The organism is Streptococcus sp. 20925_1_69 (assembly GCF_041432365.1).
Taxonomy (GTDB): Bacteria; Bacillota; Bacilli; order Lactobacillales; family Streptococcaceae; genus Streptococcus.
This window is the reverse complement of the sequence record NZ_JAPVZL010000015.1, coordinates 1-23,392: the sequence shown is the minus strand read 5'-3', so window position 1 is coordinate 23,392 and position 23,392 is coordinate 1. Positions and strand designations below refer to the sequence as shown.

General features: G+C 38.3%; 17 protein-coding genes and 1 pseudogene. 2 read left to right on the top strand and 16 right to left on the bottom strand.

The features are described 5' to 3' along the window. Positions 1 to 15: 15 nt before the first annotated feature. Positions 16 to 192, bottom strand: a complete 177-nt coding sequence (gene rpsU, locus O3601_RS09010) for a 30S ribosomal protein S21 (RefSeq protein ID WP_000048054.1) — start codon at positions 190 to 192, stop codon at positions 16 to 18. A gap of 138 nt (positions 193 to 330) precedes the next feature. Beyond that, a complete protein-coding gene (locus O3601_RS09005; protein WP_261085612.1) occupies positions 331 to 1,038 on the bottom strand; it encodes a glucosamine-6-phosphate deaminase in 708 nt (235 codons plus the stop codon). A 150-nt stretch (positions 1,039 to 1,188) separates the two neighbouring features. Between O3601_RS09005 and queA the strand changes: the two genes are divergently transcribed. Then, positions 1,189 to 2,217 carry a tRNA preQ1(34) S-adenosylmethionine ribosyltransferase-isomerase QueA gene (queA, locus tag O3601_RS09000; protein ID WP_371472642.1) on the top strand — a complete coding sequence of 343 codons (1,029 nt, stop codon included), beginning with the start codon at positions 1,189 to 1,191 and terminating at the stop codon, positions 2,215 to 2,217. A 75-nt stretch (positions 2,218 to 2,292) separates the two neighbouring features. Here the strand turns inward: queA and O3601_RS08995 are convergent, their stop codons facing one another. The 5 genes from O3601_RS08995 to O3601_RS08975 are packed head-to-tail and all read right to left on the bottom strand — an operon-like array spanning position 2,293 to position 6,991. Next, on the bottom strand, positions 2,293 to 3,153 hold the full coding sequence (locus O3601_RS08995; RefSeq protein ID WP_371472634.1) for a YihY/virulence factor BrkB family protein: 861 nt from the start codon (positions 3,151 to 3,153) through the stop codon (positions 2,293 to 2,295). Positions 3,154 to 3,180: 27 nt separating this feature from the next. Then, positions 3,181 to 5,235: a cation:proton antiporter gene (locus O3601_RS08990; RefSeq protein ID WP_371472632.1), complete on the bottom strand. Its 2,055-nt coding sequence runs from the start codon at positions 5,233 to 5,235 to the stop codon at positions 3,181 to 3,183. 11 nt (positions 5,236 to 5,246) lie between these two features. Next, positions 5,247 to 5,501 carry a hypothetical protein gene (locus O3601_RS08985; protein ID WP_173213842.1) on the bottom strand — a complete coding sequence of 85 codons (255 nt, stop codon included), beginning with the start codon at positions 5,499 to 5,501 and terminating at the stop codon, positions 5,247 to 5,249. Next, positions 5,494 to 6,051, bottom strand: coding sequence for a class I SAM-dependent methyltransferase (locus O3601_RS08980; RefSeq protein ID WP_371472630.1), 558 nt, complete (start codon positions 6,049 to 6,051; stop codon positions 5,494 to 5,496). The genes O3601_RS08985 and O3601_RS08980 overlap by 8 nt, the downstream gene beginning before the upstream one ends. Before the next feature lies 1 nt (position 6,052). Then, positions 6,053 to 6,991 carry a TIGR01212 family radical SAM protein gene (locus O3601_RS08975; RefSeq protein WP_261047545.1) on the bottom strand — a complete coding sequence of 313 codons (939 nt, stop codon included), beginning with the start codon at positions 6,989 to 6,991 and terminating at the stop codon, positions 6,053 to 6,055. 91 nt (positions 6,992 to 7,082) lie between these two features. Between O3601_RS08975 and O3601_RS08970 the strand changes: the two genes are divergently transcribed. Continuing rightward, positions 7,083 to 7,442, top strand: a complete 360-nt coding sequence (locus tag O3601_RS08970; protein WP_000525401.1) for a DUF3397 domain-containing protein — start codon at positions 7,083 to 7,085, stop codon at positions 7,440 to 7,442. Positions 7,443 to 7,517: 75 nt separating this feature from the next. Here the strand turns inward: O3601_RS08970 and O3601_RS08965 are convergent, their stop codons facing one another. From O3601_RS08965 to O3601_RS08925, 9 genes and pseudogenes are all read right to left on the bottom strand, one after another. After that, positions 7,518 to 7,826, bottom strand: a complete 309-nt coding sequence (locus O3601_RS08965) for a hypothetical protein (protein ID WP_371472627.1) — start codon at positions 7,824 to 7,826, stop codon at positions 7,518 to 7,520. Positions 7,827 to 8,320: 494 nt separating this feature from the next. After that, positions 8,321 to 14,893, bottom strand: coding sequence for a S8 family serine peptidase (locus tag O3601_RS08960; RefSeq protein ID WP_371472626.1), 6,573 nt, complete (start codon positions 14,891 to 14,893; stop codon positions 8,321 to 8,323). A gap of 781 nt (positions 14,894 to 15,674) precedes the next feature. Beyond that, entirely contained in the window at positions 15,675 to 16,460 is a 786-nt protein-coding gene (locus O3601_RS08955; protein WP_371472624.1) for an ABC transporter permease, read from the bottom strand. A gap of 1 nt (position 16,461) precedes the next feature. Beyond that, positions 16,462 to 17,280, bottom strand: coding sequence for an ABC-2 family transporter protein (locus tag O3601_RS08950; RefSeq protein WP_261127627.1), 819 nt, complete (start codon positions 17,278 to 17,280; stop codon positions 16,462 to 16,464). Between the two features lies 1 nt (position 17,281). Further along, the gene (locus O3601_RS08945) at positions 17,282 to 18,274 is read right to left on the bottom strand and encodes an ATP-binding cassette domain-containing protein (protein WP_371472622.1); all 993 of its coding nucleotides are present in this window, start codon (positions 18,272 to 18,274) and stop codon (positions 17,282 to 17,284) included. A gap of 397 nt (positions 18,275 to 18,671) precedes the next feature. Beyond that, a complete protein-coding gene (locus O3601_RS08940) occupies positions 18,672 to 19,553 on the bottom strand; it encodes a class II fructose-bisphosphate aldolase (RefSeq protein ID WP_001019001.1) in 882 nt (293 codons plus the stop codon). Between the two features lie 140 nt (positions 19,554 to 19,693). After that, positions 19,694 to 21,022, bottom strand: coding sequence for a sensor histidine kinase VncS (gene vncS / locus O3601_RS08935; protein WP_371472620.1), 1,329 nt, complete (start codon positions 21,020 to 21,022; stop codon positions 19,694 to 19,696). Beyond that, the gene (gene vncR, locus O3601_RS08930) at positions 21,019 to 21,675 is read right to left on the bottom strand and encodes a response regulator transcription factor VncR (RefSeq protein WP_371472617.1); all 657 of its coding nucleotides are present in this window, start codon (positions 21,673 to 21,675) and stop codon (positions 21,019 to 21,021) included. The genes vncS and vncR overlap by 4 nt, the downstream gene beginning before the upstream one ends. 162 nt (positions 21,676 to 21,837) lie before the next feature. Beyond that, a pseudogene (locus O3601_RS08925) lies at positions 21,838 to 23,392 on the bottom strand (hypothetical protein); the annotation flags it as partial.

Genomic DNA, 23,392 nt, shown 5'->3' with positions numbered 1-23,392 from the left:
GCCTTTCATTTCTAATTAGAATTTTTTACGTTTACGAGCTGCTTCTGATTTACGTTTACGTTTTACAGAAGGTTTTTCATAGAATTCACGTTTGCGTGTTTCTTGAAGAGTACCAGCTTTAGTAACCGCACGTTTGAAACGACGAAGTGCGTCGTCAAGAGATTCATTCTTACGTACTACTGTTTTAGACATTTTTTTCACTCCCTTCAAGTTCAATATCTATTTTATTCTACACGTAAAAGGAATAATTGTCAAGCAAAAATGCGGTTTAATTTTGATTTTTTCTTACATTTATACAAGAGTTGAAAGCGTTCAACAGAACATTGCTTTTTATTTTTCAAGTAAGCTGAGCGCTTCAGCATCCGCAATAATGGTCACATCAGGGTGGTTTTGCAGGCTACTTGCTGGTAGAGACTCAGTAACTGGGCCAGACACTGTTCCAGCGATGGCTTCTGCTTTCGACTCACCGTAAGCAAAAAGAATAATAGACTTGGCATCCAAAATGTTTTTAATCCCCATTGAAATGGCTTGGGTTGGGACGTCTTCAATCTTGTCAAAAAAGCGCGCATTGGCTTCAATAGTAGACTGGTCAAGTTCTACTAAATGCGTTTGACTGTCAAATGGAGTACCAGGTTCATTAAATCCGATATGTCCATTGCGACCGATTCCCAAGATTTGCAGATCAACTGGATGGTCAGCCAAAATTTGGTTGTAGCGGTCAACTTCAGCTTCAGCATAATCCTTAACACCACGAGGCAAGAAACTTTCTTTAAATGGTTTTTGGTTGAACAAGTTTTCTTGCATGAAGTGACGGTAAGACTGAGGATTGTCGCCATCAAGACCTACATACTCATCAAGGTTGACACTGGTTAGATTTGAAAAATCGAGGTCACTTTCAACAATTTCCTTGTAAAATTCAAGCGGACTGCTTCCAGTCGCAAGTCCTAGGGTTTGAGCGCCGTTGGCCAATTTTTCCTTCAAAATCTCAAAAGCAACTTTTCCACCTTCAACTTGGTTTTCAACTTTAATGACTTTCATCTTTTCATCCTCCATTTCTATCTATATTTATTATATGGTATAGACCAATTTTTGTCAAGTGAAAACGATTTAATTTCTAAAAAAAGAGCGTCCAAACTTGAAACATGTTATAATGGATAGGATTAGAACTTAGAAAGAATGAACAAATATATGAATACAGCTGATTTTGACTTCCACTTACCCGAGGAATTGATTGCCCAAACGCCCCTTGAAAAACGAGATGCCTCTAAACTCCTCATCGTCAACCGTGAGACGGGAGAAATGCAGGACAAACACTTCCACTCTATTATTGATATGCTGGAACCTGGTGATGCCCTTGTCATGAACGACACCCGCGTTCTCCCTGCCCGCCTCTATGGTCAAAAGGAAGAAACTGGAGGTCATGTGGAACTTCTCCTGCTCAAAAATACTGCCGGAGATGAGTGGGAGGTTCTGGCAAAACCTGCCAAACGCCTCAAGGTTGGTACACGTGTCAGCTTTGGTGATGGTCGCCTCAGCGCTGTCGTTACGGAAGAATTGACCCACGGGGGTCGCATTGTCCGCTTTGAATACCAAGGAATTTTCCTAGAAGTTTTGGAAAGTCTGGGTGAAATGCCTCTGCCACCTTATATCCACGAAAAACTGGATGATCGTGAACGCTATCAAACCGTTTACGCCAAGGAAAGTGGCTCTGCTGCAGCACCGACTGCTGGTCTTCACTTCACCAAAGAACTGCTGGCAGAAATCCAAGCTAAGGGTGTTCATCTGGTCTATCTGACTCTGCATGTCGGGCTCGGAACCTTTAGACCCGTTTCTGTGGATAATCTGGATGAACATGAAATGCACTCAGAATTCTACCAACTTTCTGAGGAAGCTGCTGCCACCCTTCGCTCTGTTAAGGAAAATGGTGGTCGTGTCATCACTGTCGGAACCACTTCTATCCGCACCTTGGAGACCATTGGTTCCAAGTTTGATGGGCAAATCCAAGCAGATTCTGGCTGGACCAATATCTTTATCAAACCTGGGTATGAGTGGAAGGTCGTGGATGCCTTCTCAACCAACTTCCACCTGCCAAAATCAACTCTGGTCATGTTGGTTTCTGCCTTTGCCGGCCGTGAATTAGTCTTAGATGCCTACCACCATGCCATCCAAGAACACTACCGCTTCTTCAGTTTTGGCGATGCCATGTTTATCTACTAATTTTCACAATCAAAAAGCGCATATTATCAAGGTTTTATAAATCCTGATAGTATGCGTTTTGTAATGGATAAAGAATTAGTCTTTCCCCAAGCTCGTATCTTTCAAACTCTGAACACTGGCATTGATCACCGCGCCGACAATTAAAATCTTAGCGATGAGAATAAACCAGAACATCATGACCACCACGACGACGGAACTGAAAAAACGCACGTCCACTAGGTGATTGACATAGTTGTTAACATAGACTGAAAAGATATTGAGCAGGAAAACCAGAGTCAACAAGACAAAGGCACTACCTGGCAATACATGTCGAATCCGTCGAACCTTAACATTGGGCAGGAAATAATAAAGCATGACCAAGATAGCAAAAATCAAGGCATAGACCAAGGGGCCTGTTAGGTCTTGCAGATAATCAAAGATAGGACTATCCGATTTCAAGTAGCTTTTGATAAGGTTGAGAAGCATGCGGCCAAAGACACTGAGAAAGAGAGCTAAGGCAAAAAGGATTTGCAAGCCAAAACTGACTAGTAAACTCATCAATTGCTGGTAAATTAAACCTCTACTCTTAGCTACTCCGTAAGCTTTATTAAAGGCTTTCTGTAGGAAATTCATGGATTTTGAAAAGGTCCATAGGGCTGACAAAACCGCAAAACTTAATAAGCCCGTTGAAGGTTGGGTCAGCACTTCTGTAATAATCTTTGCCACCACATCATACATGGTATCCGGCAAAAATCCATTGACAACCTTTAAAAAATTAGAAACTGGAATTTGAAAATAAGGAAGGATATTGACCACCACCAAAAGCAGGGGGAAAATTGAAATCAACCAATAGTAGGCAACTGCGACACTGGTCAACTCACTATCTGAGGTTTGATAATAATGCAAAAAGGCTTTTAATAGAGGCTTGTCTATCAGCTCTTTCCACCACTTCTTCATGTCATACTCCTTCACTTATAATCTTGATTAATTTCTTCTTACCAATTCCACCATATCATAAGGGAGGGTATTGGCAGCTTCCTTCAAAGAATAGTTCTCTAAGTTATTGACATTTTGTCGTAACTTCTTAGCATACTTAGTCGTAATTAACCGTTTTTCTTCATATTCAAAAATCAACTTGCGCTCTAAGTAATACCCTCTCAGCATTTCATCGATATTGTTGGGCTTAACACGATTGATAACCCGTTCAACAAAGGCACCACTGGTGATAATAGCTGTTTCTCTGAGACGAGAATCCTGCATGAAACTGATCAAAGAACTCTTATAAACCCCTTTTAGGTTCTCCAGACTTTCGATAATCATCTCTGTATTTTCTAGATAGAGCTCTGCAATTTGGTCATAGTCAAGAGCTCTGAGTTTCTGTGATTCTTCATTTTTCCAACTGCGGAAGGTCTTACCAAAGGTAAAAACTTCATGAAGGAGAAAACGTAAAATCCGCAAGGAAACAAGGAAATAATAGGTCAAACGTGAAGCAAACTTACGATTGATACTTTGCTCCATGTTTTTCAAGTAACGTTGGTAGACTCGATAAGCACGCTCACTCATCTTGCCTTCTTCGTAAGCCTGTTCTAAACCATCACTTTCAATACTGAGGATAAGAAGTTTCAAGGCCTCCCAGTCTTCTTGAGCCCCCTTATTTTCTTGACTCAAGATAAGATTCTCTATTCGTCCATGGTAATTGTCAATGGCTGCATATAGGGGGAGCTTATTTCTGGTATCTTCCAACTCTTTTTCCAACTCTATCGTTACTTCATTCAAAATGCCAATATGCATGAGATAGTCCTTACTTTCTTCCTGTTCATCAGAAAGATGAGGCAAGACTACGAGGCCTGTTAAAAAGCTTACAAGCGTCACACCTGCGACAAGGAAAAGCAAGAGAGGATACTCCTGTTCTAGATTACTTGGTATCAGAAGGATCGTAGCAATCGACACGGTTCCCTTAACACCTGAGAAAGTCAAAAGAAGCATGTCCTTCATATACTTATTCAGTTTTTTCTTGAGACGTCTAGTCCTATAGGCATAATAGCTATAAATCATGACAAAACGAATGGCAAAGAGGACAAAGGTAAGGGCTATAAGAGATACCAATAAAAGTAAGGGATTATAGATTGGATTGGTCAAGATAGGTTCTGCTATCATTTCCAACTCCATCCCTAAAATCACAAAGACAGAACCGTTTAGCATAAAATTCACTGTATGCCAGACCGTCTCGGTCACCGTATCCACCTGGGCTTCAAGGAGCGTAATTTTCTTAAAACGGCTTGCCTTTAAAATCCCAGCAACTACAACGGCAATAATCCCTGAAACGTGGACTTCTTCTGCCAGGAAGAAGGTTACCAAGGGCAAACTCAATTCTAATAAAAGTTCGCTGGCAATATCCGTTGCTCGTACACTAAGTAAAAAACTATGGAGGAAACGGTTGGTCATGGCTGTTAAAAAGCCAATCAAAAAACCGCCTAGGATTGAAAAGATGAGCGAACTACTCGCTTGCCCAAGGGAAAAGGCCCCAGTTGTCCAAACTGTCAAAGCTACCTGAAAGGCAACCAAGCCAGAAGCATCATTCAAGAGTCCTTCACCCTTAAGGATATTGGACACGCGCTTAGGAAAGCTAAACCGCTCCGAAAGAGAGGCAAAGGCCACCAAATCCGTAGGACCAATGGCTGCCCCAACAGCCAAGCAAGCCGCCAAGGGAAGACTGAACCAAAGAAGATGGGCCAAGCCACCCAAACTCAAGGTCGAGATGAAAATCACTGGAAATATGAGATAAACAATGATTCGCCAGTGTTTTAAAATAGCCGTAATATCCGCTTCTTCAGACTCTCGGAAAAGCAAGGGACCGATAACCAGTGCCAAAAACAACTCTGTATTGAGGTGAAAGTTGGTATTGGGTAAAAAGAGACCAATCACAATTCCCAAAAGAATTTGCACCAAAGGAAGAGGCAAAAAGGGCAGGAGCTTATTGGTGGTACTTGAGACAATCAAAACCAGTAAAAATAGGATGAGGTAAATCAGTAATTCCACGCACGTCCTCCTTAATCTTTTTTACAACAGGATTCAAATATCTCCTTCTGCTCTTTGATTTTTTGGTCAATCGTGGAACAATCCTTGTGCTCAATTTTTCTCTGGCACCGTTCCATTTCAAGAGCAACTAATTTTTTCTTGATTTTAAGCATTTTTTTGCTCATATGTGCTTGGTCTAACACACCCACCGCTCGTTCGTGGTGGGTTGATTCAACAAAATTCTGGCGCATGGCATCCAGCTTTTCACGTAGGTATTGTTTATCCATGTCTATATCTCTCTAATTTTTCAATCATTACTAAAAATGGCGGGTTATTAACTTGGTTCAGGGTTCGGTAAATGGCAGCTGTGTACTCTTGTTGGTTCAACTGGCTAACAAAATCCAAGACAGCATCCCTCTCGAGGTCGCCTCCTTCATGACCATAGTAGATCATGATAGCAATCCGTCCCCCTTTGACAAGCAAATGACACAGCTTTTCTAATGCTTCAATAGTCGTCTGAGGTTGGGTAATGACTGACTTATCAGCTGATGGCAAATAGCCCAGATTAAAAATCCCTGCCTTGGCTTCTGTCACAAACTGGTCCAGTGTCTCATGACCTTGCAAGATTAACTGGGCATTTGTCATTCCAGCTTGGTTCAAACGCTCTTGCGTCTTTTCCAAGGCTTGTTCCTGAATATCAAAGGCATAGACTTTCTTGGCTAGCTTGGCTAGAAAAAGGGTATCATGACCATTTCCCATGGTCGCATCCACTACGATATCCTCTTTTGTCACTACCTCAGACAAAAAATCATGTGCCATCTCAAGTGGTCTTTTCATATCAAAACTCCTGTTTTACAGCCTTGCATCCCTGAACGCTTCCACGACGTCGCATCTCCATCTCAATGCTGTTGAGGACTTCCCATTTATTGAGGCTCCACATAGGACCAATCAGCATATCTCTAGGTGCATCTCCTGTGATTCGATGAATGACGATATGCTTGGGAATGATTTCCAATTGGTCACAGATAACCTTAACATATTCGTCCTGGCTCATCAATTGCAAACGTCCCTCATGGTAATCCCGCTGCATACGTGTATTGGTCATCAGGTGAAGCAAATGCAGTTTAATTCCTTGAATATCGTTATCCGTAACACAGCGGCGGACATTTTCAATCATCATCTCATGGGTTTCACCAGGAAGTCCGTTAATCAAATGGGAAACAATCTCAATCTTGGGATATTTCCTCAAACGCTTGACCGTCTCCACGTACAATTCATAAGAATGGGCACGGTTAATCAAATCAGAGGTTGTTTCATAAGTGGTCTGCAAGCCCAACTCTACCGTCACATGCATGCGCTCCGATAATTCAGCCAAATATTCGATAGTTTCGTCTGGTAAACAGTCTGGCCGTGTTCCGATATTGATTCCTACTACACCTGGCTCGTTGATAGCCTGCTCATAGCGTTCTCGAATGACTTCCACCTTTTCATGGGTGTTGGTAAAATTTTGAAAATAAACCAGATACTTCTGCACATCTGGCCACTTGCGGTGCATAAAGTCAATTTCCTTATAAAATTGCTCACGGATAGGTGCATCCGGTGCGACAATAGCATCTCCAGAACCTGAAACCGTACAAAAAGTACAGCCTCCATGAGCCACAGTCCCATCACGATTGGGACAGTCAAATCCTGCGTCAATAGGGACTTTAAAGGTCTTTTCTCCAAAGAGTTTTCGATAATAATCATTCAAGGTGTTATAAGATTTCATAACTTTCATTATAACAAAAAACATCCACAATCTCAAAAGCCTGACTTTCCTTTAAATTCCTCTGTTTCTCGTTTCCATTAGCCATTTTTTATGATACAATATGGGTATGATTTTAATGAAATTAGCATCTATTTTATTATTGATACTGACCTTAGTCGTCTGCATTATCATAACCAAACTTTTTAGATTAAAAAAACTAGGACGAAACTTTGCAGATTTAGCCTTTCCAGTCTTGGTATTTGAGTATTACCTGATCACAGCTAAAACCTTTACCCATAATTTCCTCCCTAGACTGGGGCTAGCCCTCTCAGTCCTAGCCATTATTCTCGTTTTTTTCTTCCTTCTGAAAAAACGCAGCTTTTACTATCCTAAATTCATCAAATTCTTCTGGCGTGCAGGATTCTTATTGACCCTTGTCATGTATATCGAGATGATTGTTGAATTGATGGCTCATAAATAAAAAAACTAAATCTAAAACACCTCAATCAAGCTGAAATACAGTGATTGAAGTGTTTTTCTTTATCTTTTTTCAATCTTATTTTCCTTCTTTATCAGGAAAGAGATAATCAATACCTACACAAGCCAGCACACCTGCTCCAATCACCAAGCCACTTGAAATTGGCAACAGGTCCAAAATTGCATTTGCAATGATAAAAGCAATAATTAAACACATGAGACTAGCCTTGTAATCCTTTTTCAAAAGATTCTCTAGAGTGAAAAAGAGGAACAAGCCTACCGGAATCAATGACCAGAGGTTAATGTCCAAAGTTGGCCAGCCAACAGAACCAAAATACACTACTGTCGCTGCTGCTAGTAAAAATACAATCCCCAATAATTTTTTCATTTGTTTATCTCCAATTTCTTTTTTAGGAACTTTAGTTGTCTAATACTGCACCCCCTCACGTCCCTTACAAAAATCATTATAGCAGAGGGCAGTTTCAAGAACAAGTTCTTTTGCCTATCTGGTCGCTATATCGGTCTAAGTGGTTGAATAATAGCGATAAATAAGGAAGCAGGTGAAAAACTTCCTTCCAAATAAAAAGGAATTAAGCAACCAAACGCTACTTAATTCCTTGAAATTGTCTCATCACCTCTATTAGCCTTTAAATTTTGATAGACTCTATTTTCTAATCAATGTTATCAATATTTGTCAATACTAACCCTTTAAATCAATTTATTAGTTATCGAAACTAAGTCCATTAATAAATCCAAAAAGAGTATCAATAGTAAAGTAAACTAAATAATTGAGTTATAAATGGCTATTTTCACAAAACTGTTTCATCATCACACTATCTCAATACATAAGCCATTTTTTCGTCTATACCTTTTGTCTTAATCTTAATCTTGATCTTTTTTCTTCAATCCAAGAAATGCACCTACGGTAAACATTATTCCGGCAACTAATGACGTGAAGACTTCGCTAACTGTTCCGGTTTTTGGCAACCTATCATTGTTAGTAGTTGATTTACTATCAATATTGGTATGTTTATTATCTATGTTCTCTGGTTCATTAAGATAAACTTCCTTCTTATTTTCAAAGTTTTTATCATTTTTATCAGGAACTGGAGCTTTAACATCCTCAATTGAATCAGATCTTTGACTTTCATCTAATTGACTATAATTTACTTGTACAGGAACTGTAGTTTTGACATCTTTAGTCGAATCAGATTTTTGTGAATGATTTGCTCTTTGTAAGTCCTCTTTTCTATGACTTTGATTTAATTGGCTATGGCTTACCTGTTTGTTATCTTTCTTTTTCGATTCATCAAAAGTAGGTTTATTTTCCTCCTCCTTTTTCTCCTCTATTTTCTTGAATAGAGGTTTTATAAGGGTATCTTTTGACACATTAATAACATAACCTGCATCTTTTTTCCCTTCGACACCAGAAATTTCCCAGCCATCAAATTGATAGCCTTTTTCTAATTCACCCTTATAGACAGGTAAAATGAAATCTTCTTCCGACACTATCTTAGAACTCATTTCTTTTCCATTTTGAATGGTCACAGTTACCATCTGAGGTTTTAGTTCGCTCACCTCTCCCGTATCTTTGTTTAAAATGAATTCTTTTACGGTTGTATTTCTTGCAAAATCTTTTACAAGAATCTTAATGTTTAGTGTCTTATCTGTTAGTTGTTTAATATCATCAAATGATTTATATTCTTTTCCATTTACATAAATATGTTTGTCTTGAATCTCACCATCGAATCCATTATTTCTTTTATCATTGATGTTAAAGACTACAGATTTTCCGTCAGCATATTCAATACTAGTATTTCCCTTAGGATCAATCTTTACTTCTGGTTTAACATTATCATATAAAAATTGATAGTGTACTCCAACCGCTTTCGCATTCAAATCGCTATAGCCAGTTTTAAGATAAACATTTCCATCCATATCTGTTACCTTATCTGGGAATCCGTTTGCTTTATAGTCTTTCATTCCCCAGTCCATGATGTCACCGTCTTTAACATTAAGCTTAACGTTAAAATCTCTAGTGTTATCAATGTGTAAATCTCCGTAGATTAAATAATTATCTACAACAGATTCATTAACTCTCAACTCCCAGTTAAAACCACCCTTATCAGAAATCTTACCTCTTAAATAAAATTCTGGATTTCGTACATAAATTTTATTAGATTTAGATGGATTAAAGTAGTTCTTGTCCATTGAAAGGTTTACTGGTTTTGCATCAATAAATAACGTAGAGCCATCTTCTTTTATAGCTTCTACATTGGACTTATCCTCTCCAGTGTACTCTTTATCATCTTTACCAAATAATACCAGTTTAGAAGGATCTGTTACAAGATTTCCATCTTTATCGATTGCCTCCCCTTTAGCGTTCATTTTAAATCTAAACACTTGATACCTTACAATGTTAAAGCCGTCCAAAGCCGACATTAATACGGATTGAGTACTTCTTCCATCTTCAACATTTCTACTATCAGTATAAATTATTTTTTCTGATAAGGCTCTTAGATTAGGATTGGCCTTTTGTATTTTTGCTATATCTTCATTGCTATAGACTCCATTTCCTTCTAACATATCCGTTTTTCCAGGATTATAGGTAGTCACTTTTAGTGCATAGCCTTTTCTCAGAATGATATTATCCTTTAATAGATATTGTTGTTTTTCTGAATCAGAATAGATTTTACCAGATTCCATGTCCGTTAAATTGTTTGGTTTGTTTTTTGAAAGATCACCTTCTCCTAATTCTATTACATTCCCATAACTTGATGCATAGGGATATTCTACTTTAGTTTCCTTATTTTTTTCAGGCATTCTAATCTTCGTTTCAGCTTTTATCTGATCATCATCTTTAACAAAGAATCTCATATCTCCTGCAAAAGCTAATCCATCCACAATATCATTAATATTAGCGTATAAATCAAATGTCATCGTTTTTGAGTGGGAATCATACTTGGTCGTTTTAATTTCTATAGATTTATAGTTATTTCCATAATATACCTTGGCATTTTTAGAAACATTACTGACCTTTCCAAGAATTTCAAAGTGTCCATCTTTAGACGGGCTTAAAACACCATAAATTTTTGATTTTATTTCGTCAAGTTTTTCAGTTTCATATTCTAAGGCACTACCATCGTCATAAGCAATGATATTTCCCTTATCATCGTATTTATAATCGTATTCCTCTGTTCTCTTACCAGTTTCACTTGTAAAGTCATCAACTTCTCTAAATTTCTTTTTAATGAGTTTCTTCAAGTCTTTACTTTCAAACTCTCTAATTGTTGAAATCGTTTTATGAATAGTAAAACTAGATCTTTCTTCGATAGACTCTTCATTTCCTTGATGATGTTCTACCTCAATTGTATCTTTTTTAAGACTATCCTCTTTTCTATTTTCTAAATTTTTAAATTTAGATTCGGAAATCTCGCCAAGCTTTTGGTATTTAGATGAATCTTGATCAGGATCTACTAGATAATAGGAAATCATCCCCTTTTCATCAGCATGATCAGCAAATTTAATTCTATGAATCTTTGTGAAATTGCTAGAACCATCTAATGCAATGACTTCAATGATTTTTCCTCTTAAATCTCCCGCACCATTAATTTCATAAATGGTATTTCCGTCTTTGTCAAGTTTCCTATTTCTTCCTTGACCCTCACCTGCATAAGTTACTTCAAGATTTTTCTCAACCTCTCCGTCTTCATTAACAAGAGCGGCGCCAGCATACCAAACTTCGTTTGCAATCTCATCAAATTTTTCAGGATGTTCTTTTTGATCTCTCGCAAATAGGGTTTCATTCTTGTATTGATCTTTTACCTTGTGATAAGTATCCTTTGTGATCAGCTTAATTTTTTCAGGATTTGAAAAATCAACCGAAACAATCTTAGGGGCTGTGTTATCAATTTTTACTGGAATATAGGAAACCTGCCATGGGTAATCTTTAGTTAATCTATATTTAAATTTATAGAAATATTGACCTTCCGCAATCGGTTCAAATTGACCTCTTATCTTAGTAGCAGGATCTTGGTTATCCTTACTCTCTGGTGCATTTTCTTCTCTACCTCTAGGGTTATAAATGAGTCCATCCCACTTCAAGTCACCCCAAACTTTTAGTTTAGAAGATTTGATTCCCTTTGCATCATTTCTCTTAGAGTTTAAAATTCCTTTAATAAAGTGTTCTCTCGAAATGACTTTTAAGTCTCTTTGATTTTCTCCCTCTTTATTTGTATTTACTATTGAAATCATTCCTTCTTCTGCACTTCTTAATACAAGTGGAGAAGGTGTTAATCCTCTCTCAAGTTGAGCATCTTGAGGATTTCCATTTGAATCTAAAGGATAAATTTTAGCAATATTAGAACCACTTGATGATGGTGCGTTGATCCCTTCGTTATTGAAAGCAAATAATTCTGGATTTTGATCTAGGGATGTTGTATTTTTATCTTTTCTATTTTGTATAACTCCTGCTGGATTAAATTTATCTATACCATGCTCTCCACCAATTCCCTTATTTAAGGTTCCTGGAATTTTTGGTTTACCATCATCATCATAACCTTCCATTGTTTTTGATTTTGAACCCTCTTCCCAGGCCCATTTATCAAGGATTGGTTCCTTATTCCAATCCCCAGCAAATCCCATTAGAGGCATCGATAAAGAAGGTTGGAAATTTGTTTTCTTCCCGTTAGAGTTTAGAGCTTCCATTTCTTCCACTGACTCAAAATGAATAAATGATTCTACAAATTTATTTTTATTTTTAGCCTCTCCAACGTTTATAACCGCATTCAAATCAAAGCTAGAATTTGGGCTTATAGTGAAAGTGTCATGCTCAAATGTGATATTTGCTCCTTTGATTTTTTCTGGATGGATTTCTGGAACAATTTGCTTACCATCTGGAGATTTTTCATCTTTGTATGTTTCATCCAGTTTTAGTCTATCAGTTAGAGAATCTGTAGTTATCGCTGATGCTGAAACTTTAAAGGTTAAAGGTCTGTTTGATGTATTGTGAAGCTTAATTGTAAAGTATTTTTTATCTCCTTTTATTTCTTTAAGAGAAATAGAACCATAAGAGTTTACCAAACCTTTAGAATCCGTGTTTTTGAAAGTAGCTACGACTTCATTTCTCAAAGCATTAGCAACATTAATTAGCCCTGCTCCCTGTTGTCTAGGTGATGCAAAGTATTGACTTTTTTCTTTCCAAGAAGTCGCATCCATCATAGGCCGTGCAGTATTTTGTAGGGCAATTTTTGTAAGACTTGTAAGGTCTATTTTGTCATCTCCCTCAAGATTTTTCAACACAGGTCTTTCAAGCATTTCCTTTAACTTTGGCCTAATCAAAACAGTAGAAGCTGCTACGATTGGAGTTGCCATACTAGTTCCTGACATATAGCCATAAGTTGATTTCCCATTAATGACATTGAGAGTGGATTTAATATTTTTACCTGGTGCTGAGACATCAGGTTTTAAAAGCAAATCTGTTCTCGGTCCCCAAGATGTGGATCCTGCTGGGACTATAATATCTTCTTTATACAATTCTTTGTCTGTGTCAGGTGCAAACTTAAAGTCAATCTCTTTTTCGTCACCTACATTCGGTTTATTAGAATTATAGCTTGCCATATCAATTGGATAATATTGCTCCAATTTATCTTTGAAATTTTCCTTATTATTTCTTTTAACTTCAGTTTTTTTATCAGGATTAATCATGTTCCATAGCTTTACACCATCATCTCCTGAAATTGAAAATACTTGACTTTTAGTCCCTTCGTCCTCTTCATATCCCATGGCTGGAAGCTCTGTCCAATTATCTCTATTGTAGTAATTGACAGTATTTACAACCATAATGCCACGTGCGCCCTTATCCGTAGCTCGTTTAAAAGCATCTTTTAAATCCTTGGTATAAATTCTATCCATTACTGCAATTTTGCCCTTAAGATCCAATCCTATCAAATCTTTGTCTTGACCTTTGCCTATATATACAAAGTTTAATTTACTAGGAGCTTTTGAACCGTCTTCATTTGTTGTGATTTTATTCTTATCGAAAAAGGCACCTATATTTCTGTATTTAAAACTTTCTCCACCTATGTTAACTTTATCAAACTCAACTGTTTGATTTTTAGCAGATGCGACCGCTATCGCATCTTCATGTGCTGCAGTTCGCGTTACATTTCCAGTGTCGGTCATTTTCAGATTATTATTGGCTACTAAATCCCATGAAGAACTTGAAGCAGAAGTCGCATAGTTACCCGTAGCTACAACCATTGGAATGCCTGCTTTTCTTAGCGCTCTAATAGCTTCCCAATATTTCTCACCTACAAGACCTGTTCCTGTAAAACCAGATGATACCGAAACAACATCGACATTGTGTTTGATCGAATCTTCAATAGCATGAAACATTGTTTCATCTCCTGCGAAGCCAGATCCTGCGTCAGAGTACATTTTATAAGAGAATATCTGTGCATTAGGAGCAATTCCATCTATTCCGTTAAAGTTTTTAATATCTTTTTCAGTATCATTTCCCGCAAGAATCCCTGCAATATGCATCCCATGTGGATCAAAATAATCGCTCCCATCATCAGCTTTTTCTACAGTAATTTTACCACCATTATAATAATTGAAAGCATGAGGGATTTTATCACTCAACCAGAAATTTTTATCAGTACCTTTTAAGTCTTCTTTTTTGAATCTCATTGAGCCTTTAGCATCATCATCAATCCTCATGGCCTTATGCCTATAATCTGTCCCGGTATCGATATTTGAAATGACCATACCCCGGCCATCAAAATTTTTACCAAATGGAGCATTGATAGACTTTAGGTAATCAATTGCCTCTTCAACTCCAATTTCCTTTCTAGCATGATTCATCATTGGCTGGACTTTTTGTGATCGTTCAACCGATGAGATACCTTCTATTAGTTTAATTTTGTCCAGATTATCTGGAGTTGTTTCTATTGCAACACCATTAAAAACTGTATCATAAGTATATAAAACTTTTGTATCCTTAAGATTGGATAATTCCTTGATTGCTTTTTCTCCAAATTCTTTATCTTTAAATTCAGCAATATAGACAAGTTTATCCTCTTTTTTGGGACTTGCTGGGTCTTTACTTGCAGACGAGTCCGCTTTATCTCCTTGGGATTGATTGGAATCTTCTTTTTTGCTTGTTGCTTTTTCGTTGTTAGAGTTATTGTCTATCACAGATTCCTTACTAACAACTTCTTTTTCCTCAATAACTGTTGTTTTCTTCTCTTCAGTATCCTTTGAAGTTTCTATAGCATTATGAATATCTTCAAGTTTTTCTTTGTTTTCGTTTTGTTTACCTACTACTGTTTCTTTATCAGATATTTTTAAAGAATCTTCAGAACTAGTTGCATCTGCTAAAACTACCTCATTAGGGACATAGGCTGCTAAAATAACTGCAGCTGTGGTTAATGACAATACTGTACTTTTTTTCATTTTAATTCCTTACATATTTATTTAACTTCCAATAGATAGAAAACTTTAACTTTGCTAGCCTTTGTTATAAAAAGTTTTACTAAGTATTATCTAGGAAATAGAGTAGTACATTTATATATAATTGTTAACTCTCTGAAAAATAGTATATCAATTAAAAAAATTTAAGTCAAGGAAAATTAAGGGTTGTTAATTTTATTTTTAACCTATGTTAAAAATAATAAAAAATTTCGTACTTAACGGGGACACATTATCAGGACATTCACACCATCAAAAATAGTAGCAATCAAATTAAACCACTACCAAAATAACAAAGACAGAAACCATTGGTGCAATATCAACACCATTAAAGAATATAAATAACCGCTAAGAATAAGACTTAACGGTTATCTTCTACATATCTATTTTTTCAAATCCTCAGTCGTTTATCTACCTATAACCTAGGCTTTACGAGTGCCTTGCTCTGCCAACTGATACTCAATGAAAATCAAAAAGCAAACTAGGAAACTAGCCACAGGCTGCTCAAAACACTGTTTTGAGGTTGTAGATAAGACTGACGAAGTCAGCTCAAAACACTGTTTTGAGGTTGCAGATAGAACTGACGAAGTCAGTAACATATACCTACGGCAAGGCGACGTTGACGTGGTTTGAAGAGATTTTCGAAGAGTATGAGCTAAATCGGCTATTACACTTACAGTATATCACTCTGAGAATAGATATCAAGGAATTTTCATCTCTATTAGAAAAAGCCTGTCCTGAGACAAGGCTTTGAGTTTTCTTCATCTTAGGATCCAGCACTTTCATAAGAATCCAAGCCCCTGTCCCAGAGTTTAAGGGAAATACCAAAAAAGACAAGGGAAATCAACATCAAACCTCCGACGTTAAAGATTACATCCTTGTCCTGCAAGAAATAGCTAGCAGGATAGTAGGCCGTAAAGGCAAAAGGTACGATAAAGCTAATCAACCAACGAAGAAATGAATTGTAAATGGAAATGGGATACTTGGCAAAATCATTAAACATATAGAAAATGTAAATCATGGCGCCTGACTGTTTGGTCCAAAAAGCGATACTAGCTGTCGCAATTTTTAAAGAAGTATAAATCAAGGTCGCAAAAGGAATACAGACTAGGAAAAGCAGGAATTTTGGAAGAGTCCAAGCAATGCTAGTCACTGTTGTTCCCAGTAGGATACCACCGACCAAGAGTTCTCCCAAGGCATCAATCTGAAAGGTCTCAACTAGAATATGAAAGAGAGAATTGATAGGACGTGTCAGATACTTGTCAAACTCCCCTTTTCGCACCAAACGCTGTCCTAGAGCCCAAAGATTGTCAAAAAAGAGATGGTCCAAGCCCTTGGGAATCAATGAAAAACCATAGATAAAGGCAATCTCTTGGAAGGACCAGCCTTCTAGGGATGGAATATGTTGAAAGATGACATTGAGAAACAAGAGGTTCAAGCCTTGAGTCAGAAAGACTCCCAAGACACCAACCACAAAATCGACCTTGTACTCCATGATTTGCTTGATGTATTGTCTGATAAAAATCAGATGCATGCGTTGATATTTTTTCATACTAACCTCCTTGAATGGTGATAAATGACTGGACTCGTTTCCAAATCAACTGAGACAAGCCCACCATCACTAAGAGCCAGAAGAACTGCAAAGCGAGCGCCTGAAGAATCTGACTGGCATCGTATTTCCCAACAATAATCATGACCGGAGTATAAATCAAAGATGAAAAAGGCAAGAAAGAAAGAATATCTGAAACCACCTTTGGAAAGAAAGCCAAGGGAATCAAACTTCCAGACATAAAGGCCACTAAGGAAGTCTTGAGTAGATTAGAACCCCAAAGATTTTTAAACACAAAGGCAGAAAATCCAAAGCAGATATTAAAGAAAAAGTTAATCAGATAGGCCAGCGTTAAGCTAAAAAGATAAAGGACAGTTAATCCCAGCACTTCTACAATCCCTTGCCCAGATAAGATTTTCATCAAAACAATGACACTTAAAAATGGAAGGCCAACAGAGATAAAAATCAACCACTTGGACCCAAGCTCAGTAAAGAGATAAGAGGCCGCAAAATGCACTGGTCGCAACAAACGCATGATGATAGAACCATCCTTGACCTCCTCCCCAATCATAAAGGAAGAATCGGATCTAGTCAGAAGATTGGTTACAAAACTCATGATGATGTAGAGGGTGATATCTGCCATACTAAAGCCCTGAATCAAGGACTCTTGTGAGGAATCAAAGACAGCCTTCCAGAGATAAAAGGCCACAAAAGCTCCCATGACATCGCCAATCCGATAGAGAATAAAGTTGACTCGATAGGTGATCAATTCCTGAACACCTGCATTGATAAAGGGTTTATAACGTCTCCACAATTTGACCATCTTAGAGCTCCTTTCGATAGAAGCGACGGATAATATCCTCGATATCTGTATCCACCATTTTCAAATCTCGGATTTCAAAATCAGACAGGGTTTGCTTGATAATGTCAGCTGACTGGTAGCGTGAACTATCGAATTCAATATTGAGACTGTTTCCTTGTCTATCAATAATCATATCAGGTAGGCCTTCATAGTGAGAAACGAGATGACTTTGACCTGGTAGTAGTTCAAAGGAAAGAGTCTTCATCTTGCCAAAAGTTTCCTTGAGTTGGCTAACCGTTCCATCAAAAATCTCCTTCCCCTTATCAATCATAAAGATCCGATCACAGAGTTGCTCAATATCGCTCAGGTCATGAGTGGTCAAGAGAATGGTTGTTTCTTCCTCTTGATTGATTTGGGTGATAGCCCGACGAATATTGTCCTTGACCGAAACGTCCAAACCAATGGTCGGTTCATCTAAAAAGAGAACTTTAGGATTGTGAAGCAAGGAAGCTGCAATATCCGCCCGCATCCGTTGTCCCAGCGAAAGAGTTCTCACGGGATCCTTGATAAATTCCTTCAAATCCAAGACTTCATTCAAAAAATCCATGCGCTTATGAAAGAGCGAGTCTGGCACATCGTAAATCTCCTTCAAGACCGTGTAGGTTTCTTGCAGGGCCAAATCCCACCATAGTTGAGTTCGTTGTCCAAAAACAACCCCAATATATTTGACATAATCTTGGCGATTGTCCTGGGGAATCTTGCCATTAATCCGACAAAAACCAGATGTCGGTTTCAAAATCCCTGTCAGCATTTTGATGGTTGTCGACTTTCCAGCACCATTAGCCCCGATAAATCCTAAAATCTGCCCTTTTGGAACTTCAAAAGTCAAATCCTTGACCGCTTCAAAGGTCTGCTTTTCAGGATGAATAAAGGAACGTAAAGCCCCCTTCAAGCCCGGTTCCTTAACAGTCTTCACAAAATTTTTCTGAAGATGTTCCACTTCTATCATTGCCATATCTATCTCCCTATGGTAAGGAATAGCAACATTGTATTTTTTACTACAAATATTCTAAATCCTTACTTTCTACACCTTCTGCATTTTATTATTACAGAAGGCTTTATACCAACCTATTATAGTCCAATAAAAACTAGAATGCAAGCGTTTGCTTAAAATTTGTAAAATTGAAAATTTTTCTCTTAAAGTGGTATTTTTATACTCAATGAAAATCAAAGAGCAAACTAGGAAACTAGTCGCAGGTTGCTCAAAGCACTGCTTTGAGGTTGTAGATAAAGCTGACGTGGTTTGAAGAGATTTTCGAAGAGTATTAGTCCAAAATTCTGGTTTAATAGTCTCCTTAAAACGCCAAAAAACCCACCCATTGGGTAGGTTTCATCTGTATTATTCAGCTAGATTATGCTTTACCTTCTGAACCGAATACGTCGATACGTTCTTCAACTGATGCTTGGATAGCTTTTACACCGTCAGCCAAGAATTTACGTGGGTCGAAGAGTTTTTTCTTGTCGTATTCTGCTTCGTTTGCTTCGTAGTCACGAGCAAATTTACGAGTTGCGTTAGCGAATGCGATTTGGCATTCAGTGTTAACGTTAACTTTGGCAACACCAAGTTTGATAGCTGCTTGGATTTGCTCATCAGGAATACCTGATCCACCGTGCAATACGATTGGGAAGCCTGGAAGAGCTTCTGTCAATTTTTGCAAGTGGTCAAGGTCAAGACCTTCCCAGTTAGCTGGGTAAGGACCGTGGATGTTACCGATACCAGCTGCCAAGAAGTCGATACCAGTTTCAACCATTGCTTTAGCGTCTTCGATTGGAGCCAATTCACCTTTACCGATGATTCCGTCTTCTTCACCACCGATAGTACCAACTTCAGCTTCTACTGAGATACCTTTAGCGTGTGCTTTTTCAACAACTTCTTTAGCCAATTTAAGGTTTTCTTCAACTGGAAGGTGTGAACCGTCAAACATGATTGAAGTGTAACCAACTTCGATACACTCAAGTGCATCTTCGTAGTGACCGTGGTCAAGGTGGATAGCTACTGGTACAGTGATACCCATTGATTCAACAAGGTTAGCGATCAAGTTGCGAGCAACTTTGTAACCACCCATGTATTTAGCAGCACCCATTGAAGTTTGGATCAAAACTGGAGCTTTTTTAGCTTCTGCTGCGCGCAAGATAGCTTGAGTCCACTCAAGGTTGTTTGTGTTAAATCCACCAACTGCATAACCGTTGTCACGAGCTGCTTGGACAAATTTTTCTGCTGAAACGATTGCCATTTTATCAGGCCTCCTGTATATTTTTATGGGTCATCCCATTTACATTGTTCATTTTATCACTTTTTGACAAAAAAATCTAGTTTTTCCCGCAGTTTCGATTGAATTTCTTCTAGCTTCATCTATGTAACCCCTTTCTCTCCCTAGTCTTGGGCGACTTTTGGAAAAGCTATGAAGAAGGTCAAACGATTCTCCTTCATCTCAAAACGATAAGCTAATTTTTCATGTTCTAATAGACTCTTGACCACAAAGAGCCCCATCCCAGAACCCTTGGCCTTGCGACTAGCATTATCAGAAAAAGATTGGGCTAGTTTTTCTTGTTCTTCTGGGCTACAGCTATTTTCTATAAAGAATTCTCCTTCTCTTTCTCCAATGCGAACTAAGCCACCTGGAGCAGAGTGCTTGATGGCATTGCTGATGAGGTTAGAAAGAATTAATTTCATGACAGATGGGTTTAGATAGGCCTGCTGATGAGTCAAACTATTGTCTATCTGGAGCTCTCTATCCTTGGCTAGTAAAGCATAATCCTTAACCAGACTTTGCGTCATCTGGTGTAAGTCAATTTGTTCCCTATCATCTCGTAATTCCTGTACAGACGAGAGAGAAAGTATCTGGAGAACGTGGTGATTGAGCTCATCCACAATTCCTAAGGCAACTCCCAGATAGTGGTCTCTATCCTTATAACGCCCGACATTTTCTTTCATGTTTTCGATCAGGATTTTCAAACTGGCCAGAGGTGTTTTCAATTCATGAGAGGCACCACGTAGGAACTCAACCTTCATCTTTTCCAGCTGAAGAATGGCTTCATTCTTGTCATGCAAGTCCGCAATGACAGTCAAAAGATGCTGGTAGAGGCTATTGATTTGTTCCTTGAGATCACCAATCTCATCCCTAGAATCCACGCGCAATCGCACTTGGGAATCCAGTTCCATCATTCTACGAGTCACCCGCTTGATTTCCAAAATGGGGGCAACAATGGTCCGAGCGTAGATGTAGGCCACCAAGAGGGAAATTAGAAAGGAGGCCAGTAAGGTATAGGGAAGAAACTGGAGACTGATTTGCTCTGCTTCCTTTTGCAAATCCATGGAAGCTAGAAACTGGAGAATCATGGTACCACCGTCCTGCGTTGTCACCTCCCGCTCCTCAATAAAGAGAGAGGTAGTCTGACGTTCCGTATCCAGAGGAAGGTTGTCCTTGACTTCTAACTTGTCCTCGGTCATCTCGCCCTTGACGACCCCCTTGATATCACTAGTCTGGGAATACAAGTCTAAGACTTGCTCAATGCTCTGCCTATCTTTCCCTTCTAGGGACTGGGCAATGGCTGTCGCTTTTTGACCAATGGTTTCCTGACGATGACTCAGATAAGTCGAAGGAAAAAGAAAATAAATGGCCAAATGGAGGCAAATAACCAGAACACTAAAAATCGAGAAGGTATAGATAAATATCTTTGTAAACAAACCTGTTCGTTTCATTTTCGCTCCAATTTATAACCAACATTGCGCACAGTGAGGATGCAGTCCAAGTCTAGCTTTTTCCGTAGTTCCTTGATATAAACATCAATGACACGGTCAAAGGGAACCTCATCTGTCGCTTTCCAGACCGCATCGATAATCTGAGAACGAGTCAAGGCTCGTCCTTCATTTTTCACTAAATAATCAAGAATTTCCAACTCTTTAGCATTGATAGCCACTTCTTGACCTGCTAGGCTTGCACTGTAGCTCTCAAAATCCACCTTGGCATCCTTATAAGAGAAGATTCGTCCTGTATCGTAGTATCGCTTGAAAATTGCGTCTACCCTCACTTTTAAGAGGGAGAGGGAGAAGGGTTTTTCCAGATAGCCATCTGCCAGAGAGGCAAAGGCACTCATCTTGTATTCTTCATCCTGAAAAGCGGTCAACATCAAGACAGGAACCTGGCTGGTTTTGCGAATCTCAGCTAGGACTTCCAGACCATTGAGCTTGGGCATCTGGATATCCAGTAAAACCAAGGCTACTTCATAACTGGAAAATTTTTCCAAGGCTTCTTGCCCATCTGCTGCCTCAATGGTTTCATAACCACACTCCGTCAAATAATCACTGACCCCCTCACGGATCATCTCTTCATCTTCTACAATTAAAATTTTCATACTTTAACTGCTCTCTTTTTTTTATTTTTCTTATAATAAATACCTACTCTATTTATTATAATCTCTTATTGGCCTTTTGTCTTTAAGAAACTTGCTTCTAGATAAAACAAAGAGAGCCTATCGCTCTCTCTGCTCACATTTCACTCCCTATGGAAATGAAAGTTATTTGGTTGCTTTTGAAAATGTTACAACGTAGTTATAATCTTTCCCATTAGCTTGATAGACATAGTCCTCTTTGAAAGTATAGCCGCGTTTGCTCAACTCTTCTTTCTTAGCATCAACTTGGCTCTTGACTGCTGCTTTCACCTGTTCAGTTGATAAACCTTCCGCGATTTCAAGAGAAGTTCCATTGATATCTCCTAGGAAACCTGCAATATCTTTCATTTTATCAAAGTTATAAAATACATTTACTTTGACCTTTTGAGGAGCTGGATGTTCTAGACTTCTACGATTTCTGCTAGCGCGCGGTTGAACTGCTGGAGCCATTCTGAAACCTGAAGTTCCTGTAGCCTCCTTAGTGAATGTGACAACGTAGTTATAATCTTTTCCATTATTTTTAGAGAGATAGTCTTCTTTAACAGTATAACCACGTTTACGTAATTCCTCTTTCTTGGCATCAACTTGGTTCTTGACTGCTGCTTTTACTTGATCATCTGTTGAACCTTCCGCGATTTCAAGAGGAGTTCCATTGATATCTCCCAGAAAACCTGCAATATCTTTCATTTTATCAAAGTTATAAAATACATTTACTTTGACCTTTTGAGGAGCTGGCTGTTCTAGACTTCTACGATTTCTGCTAGCGCGTGGTTGAACTGCTGGAGCCATTCTAAAACCTGAAGTTCCTGTAGCCTCCTTAGTGAATGTGACAACGTAGTTATAATTTTTCACAGTAGTATCTTGTTCAAAAATAATGTCATTTTTCACATAATACCCTCTAGCAGCTAGGTCTTTTATCTTGGCTTGAATTTTTTCTTTTACTAATTCTTTTGCCTGTGCTTCACTCGTTCCAGCAGGAATTGTAACAGTGTTATCTTCTCCTGGGTCAGATAGGAAACCATGAATATCTGGCATTCCAGCGAAGTTATAGCTAATATTTACAGTTCCATCTGGTTCTGATGTTGAACGTGCTACTCTTCTTGCTCTTGCTTGAACTGATGGAGCATTTCTAAAACTTGAAGTCCCTGATGATGTTGTTTCTGGTTGTGGTTGTGCTGTTGGTGCTGATGAGTTATCTGTCCCTTCTGCTGAGGCTGGTTGCATTGCTCCTGAAGGTGCTTCTCCTGAACCATGTCCTATTGCTGTACTACCACCTTCAATCGTAGTTCCATCATTACGTCCATTTGATAAATTATCTTTATCAAAATTTGGTTTTGTATATTTTTCACCAGATATTTCAAGAGAATTAATTATATTTTGATGTTTTTCTGTAAGTATTAATGCCTCTTCTTCATCTTTAGCATTTTTAATGTCATCTACTGCATTCTTTCTTAACTCATATAATTTTTCTTTTAATTTTTCTTTTTCATCTGGATTTTCAATCTTTTCAATTTCCGCTAGTTTAATATTAACAACTGCATCAATATTTTCTCTTATGCTATCCTGTTTAGTTTCCTCTAATAACTTTTCTTCTTCAGTTTTCGGTTCTGGAGTTACTGGCTTCTCTTCTTTCGGCGCTGGTGTCACTGGCTCTTCCACTTTTGGCGCTGGTGTCGATGGA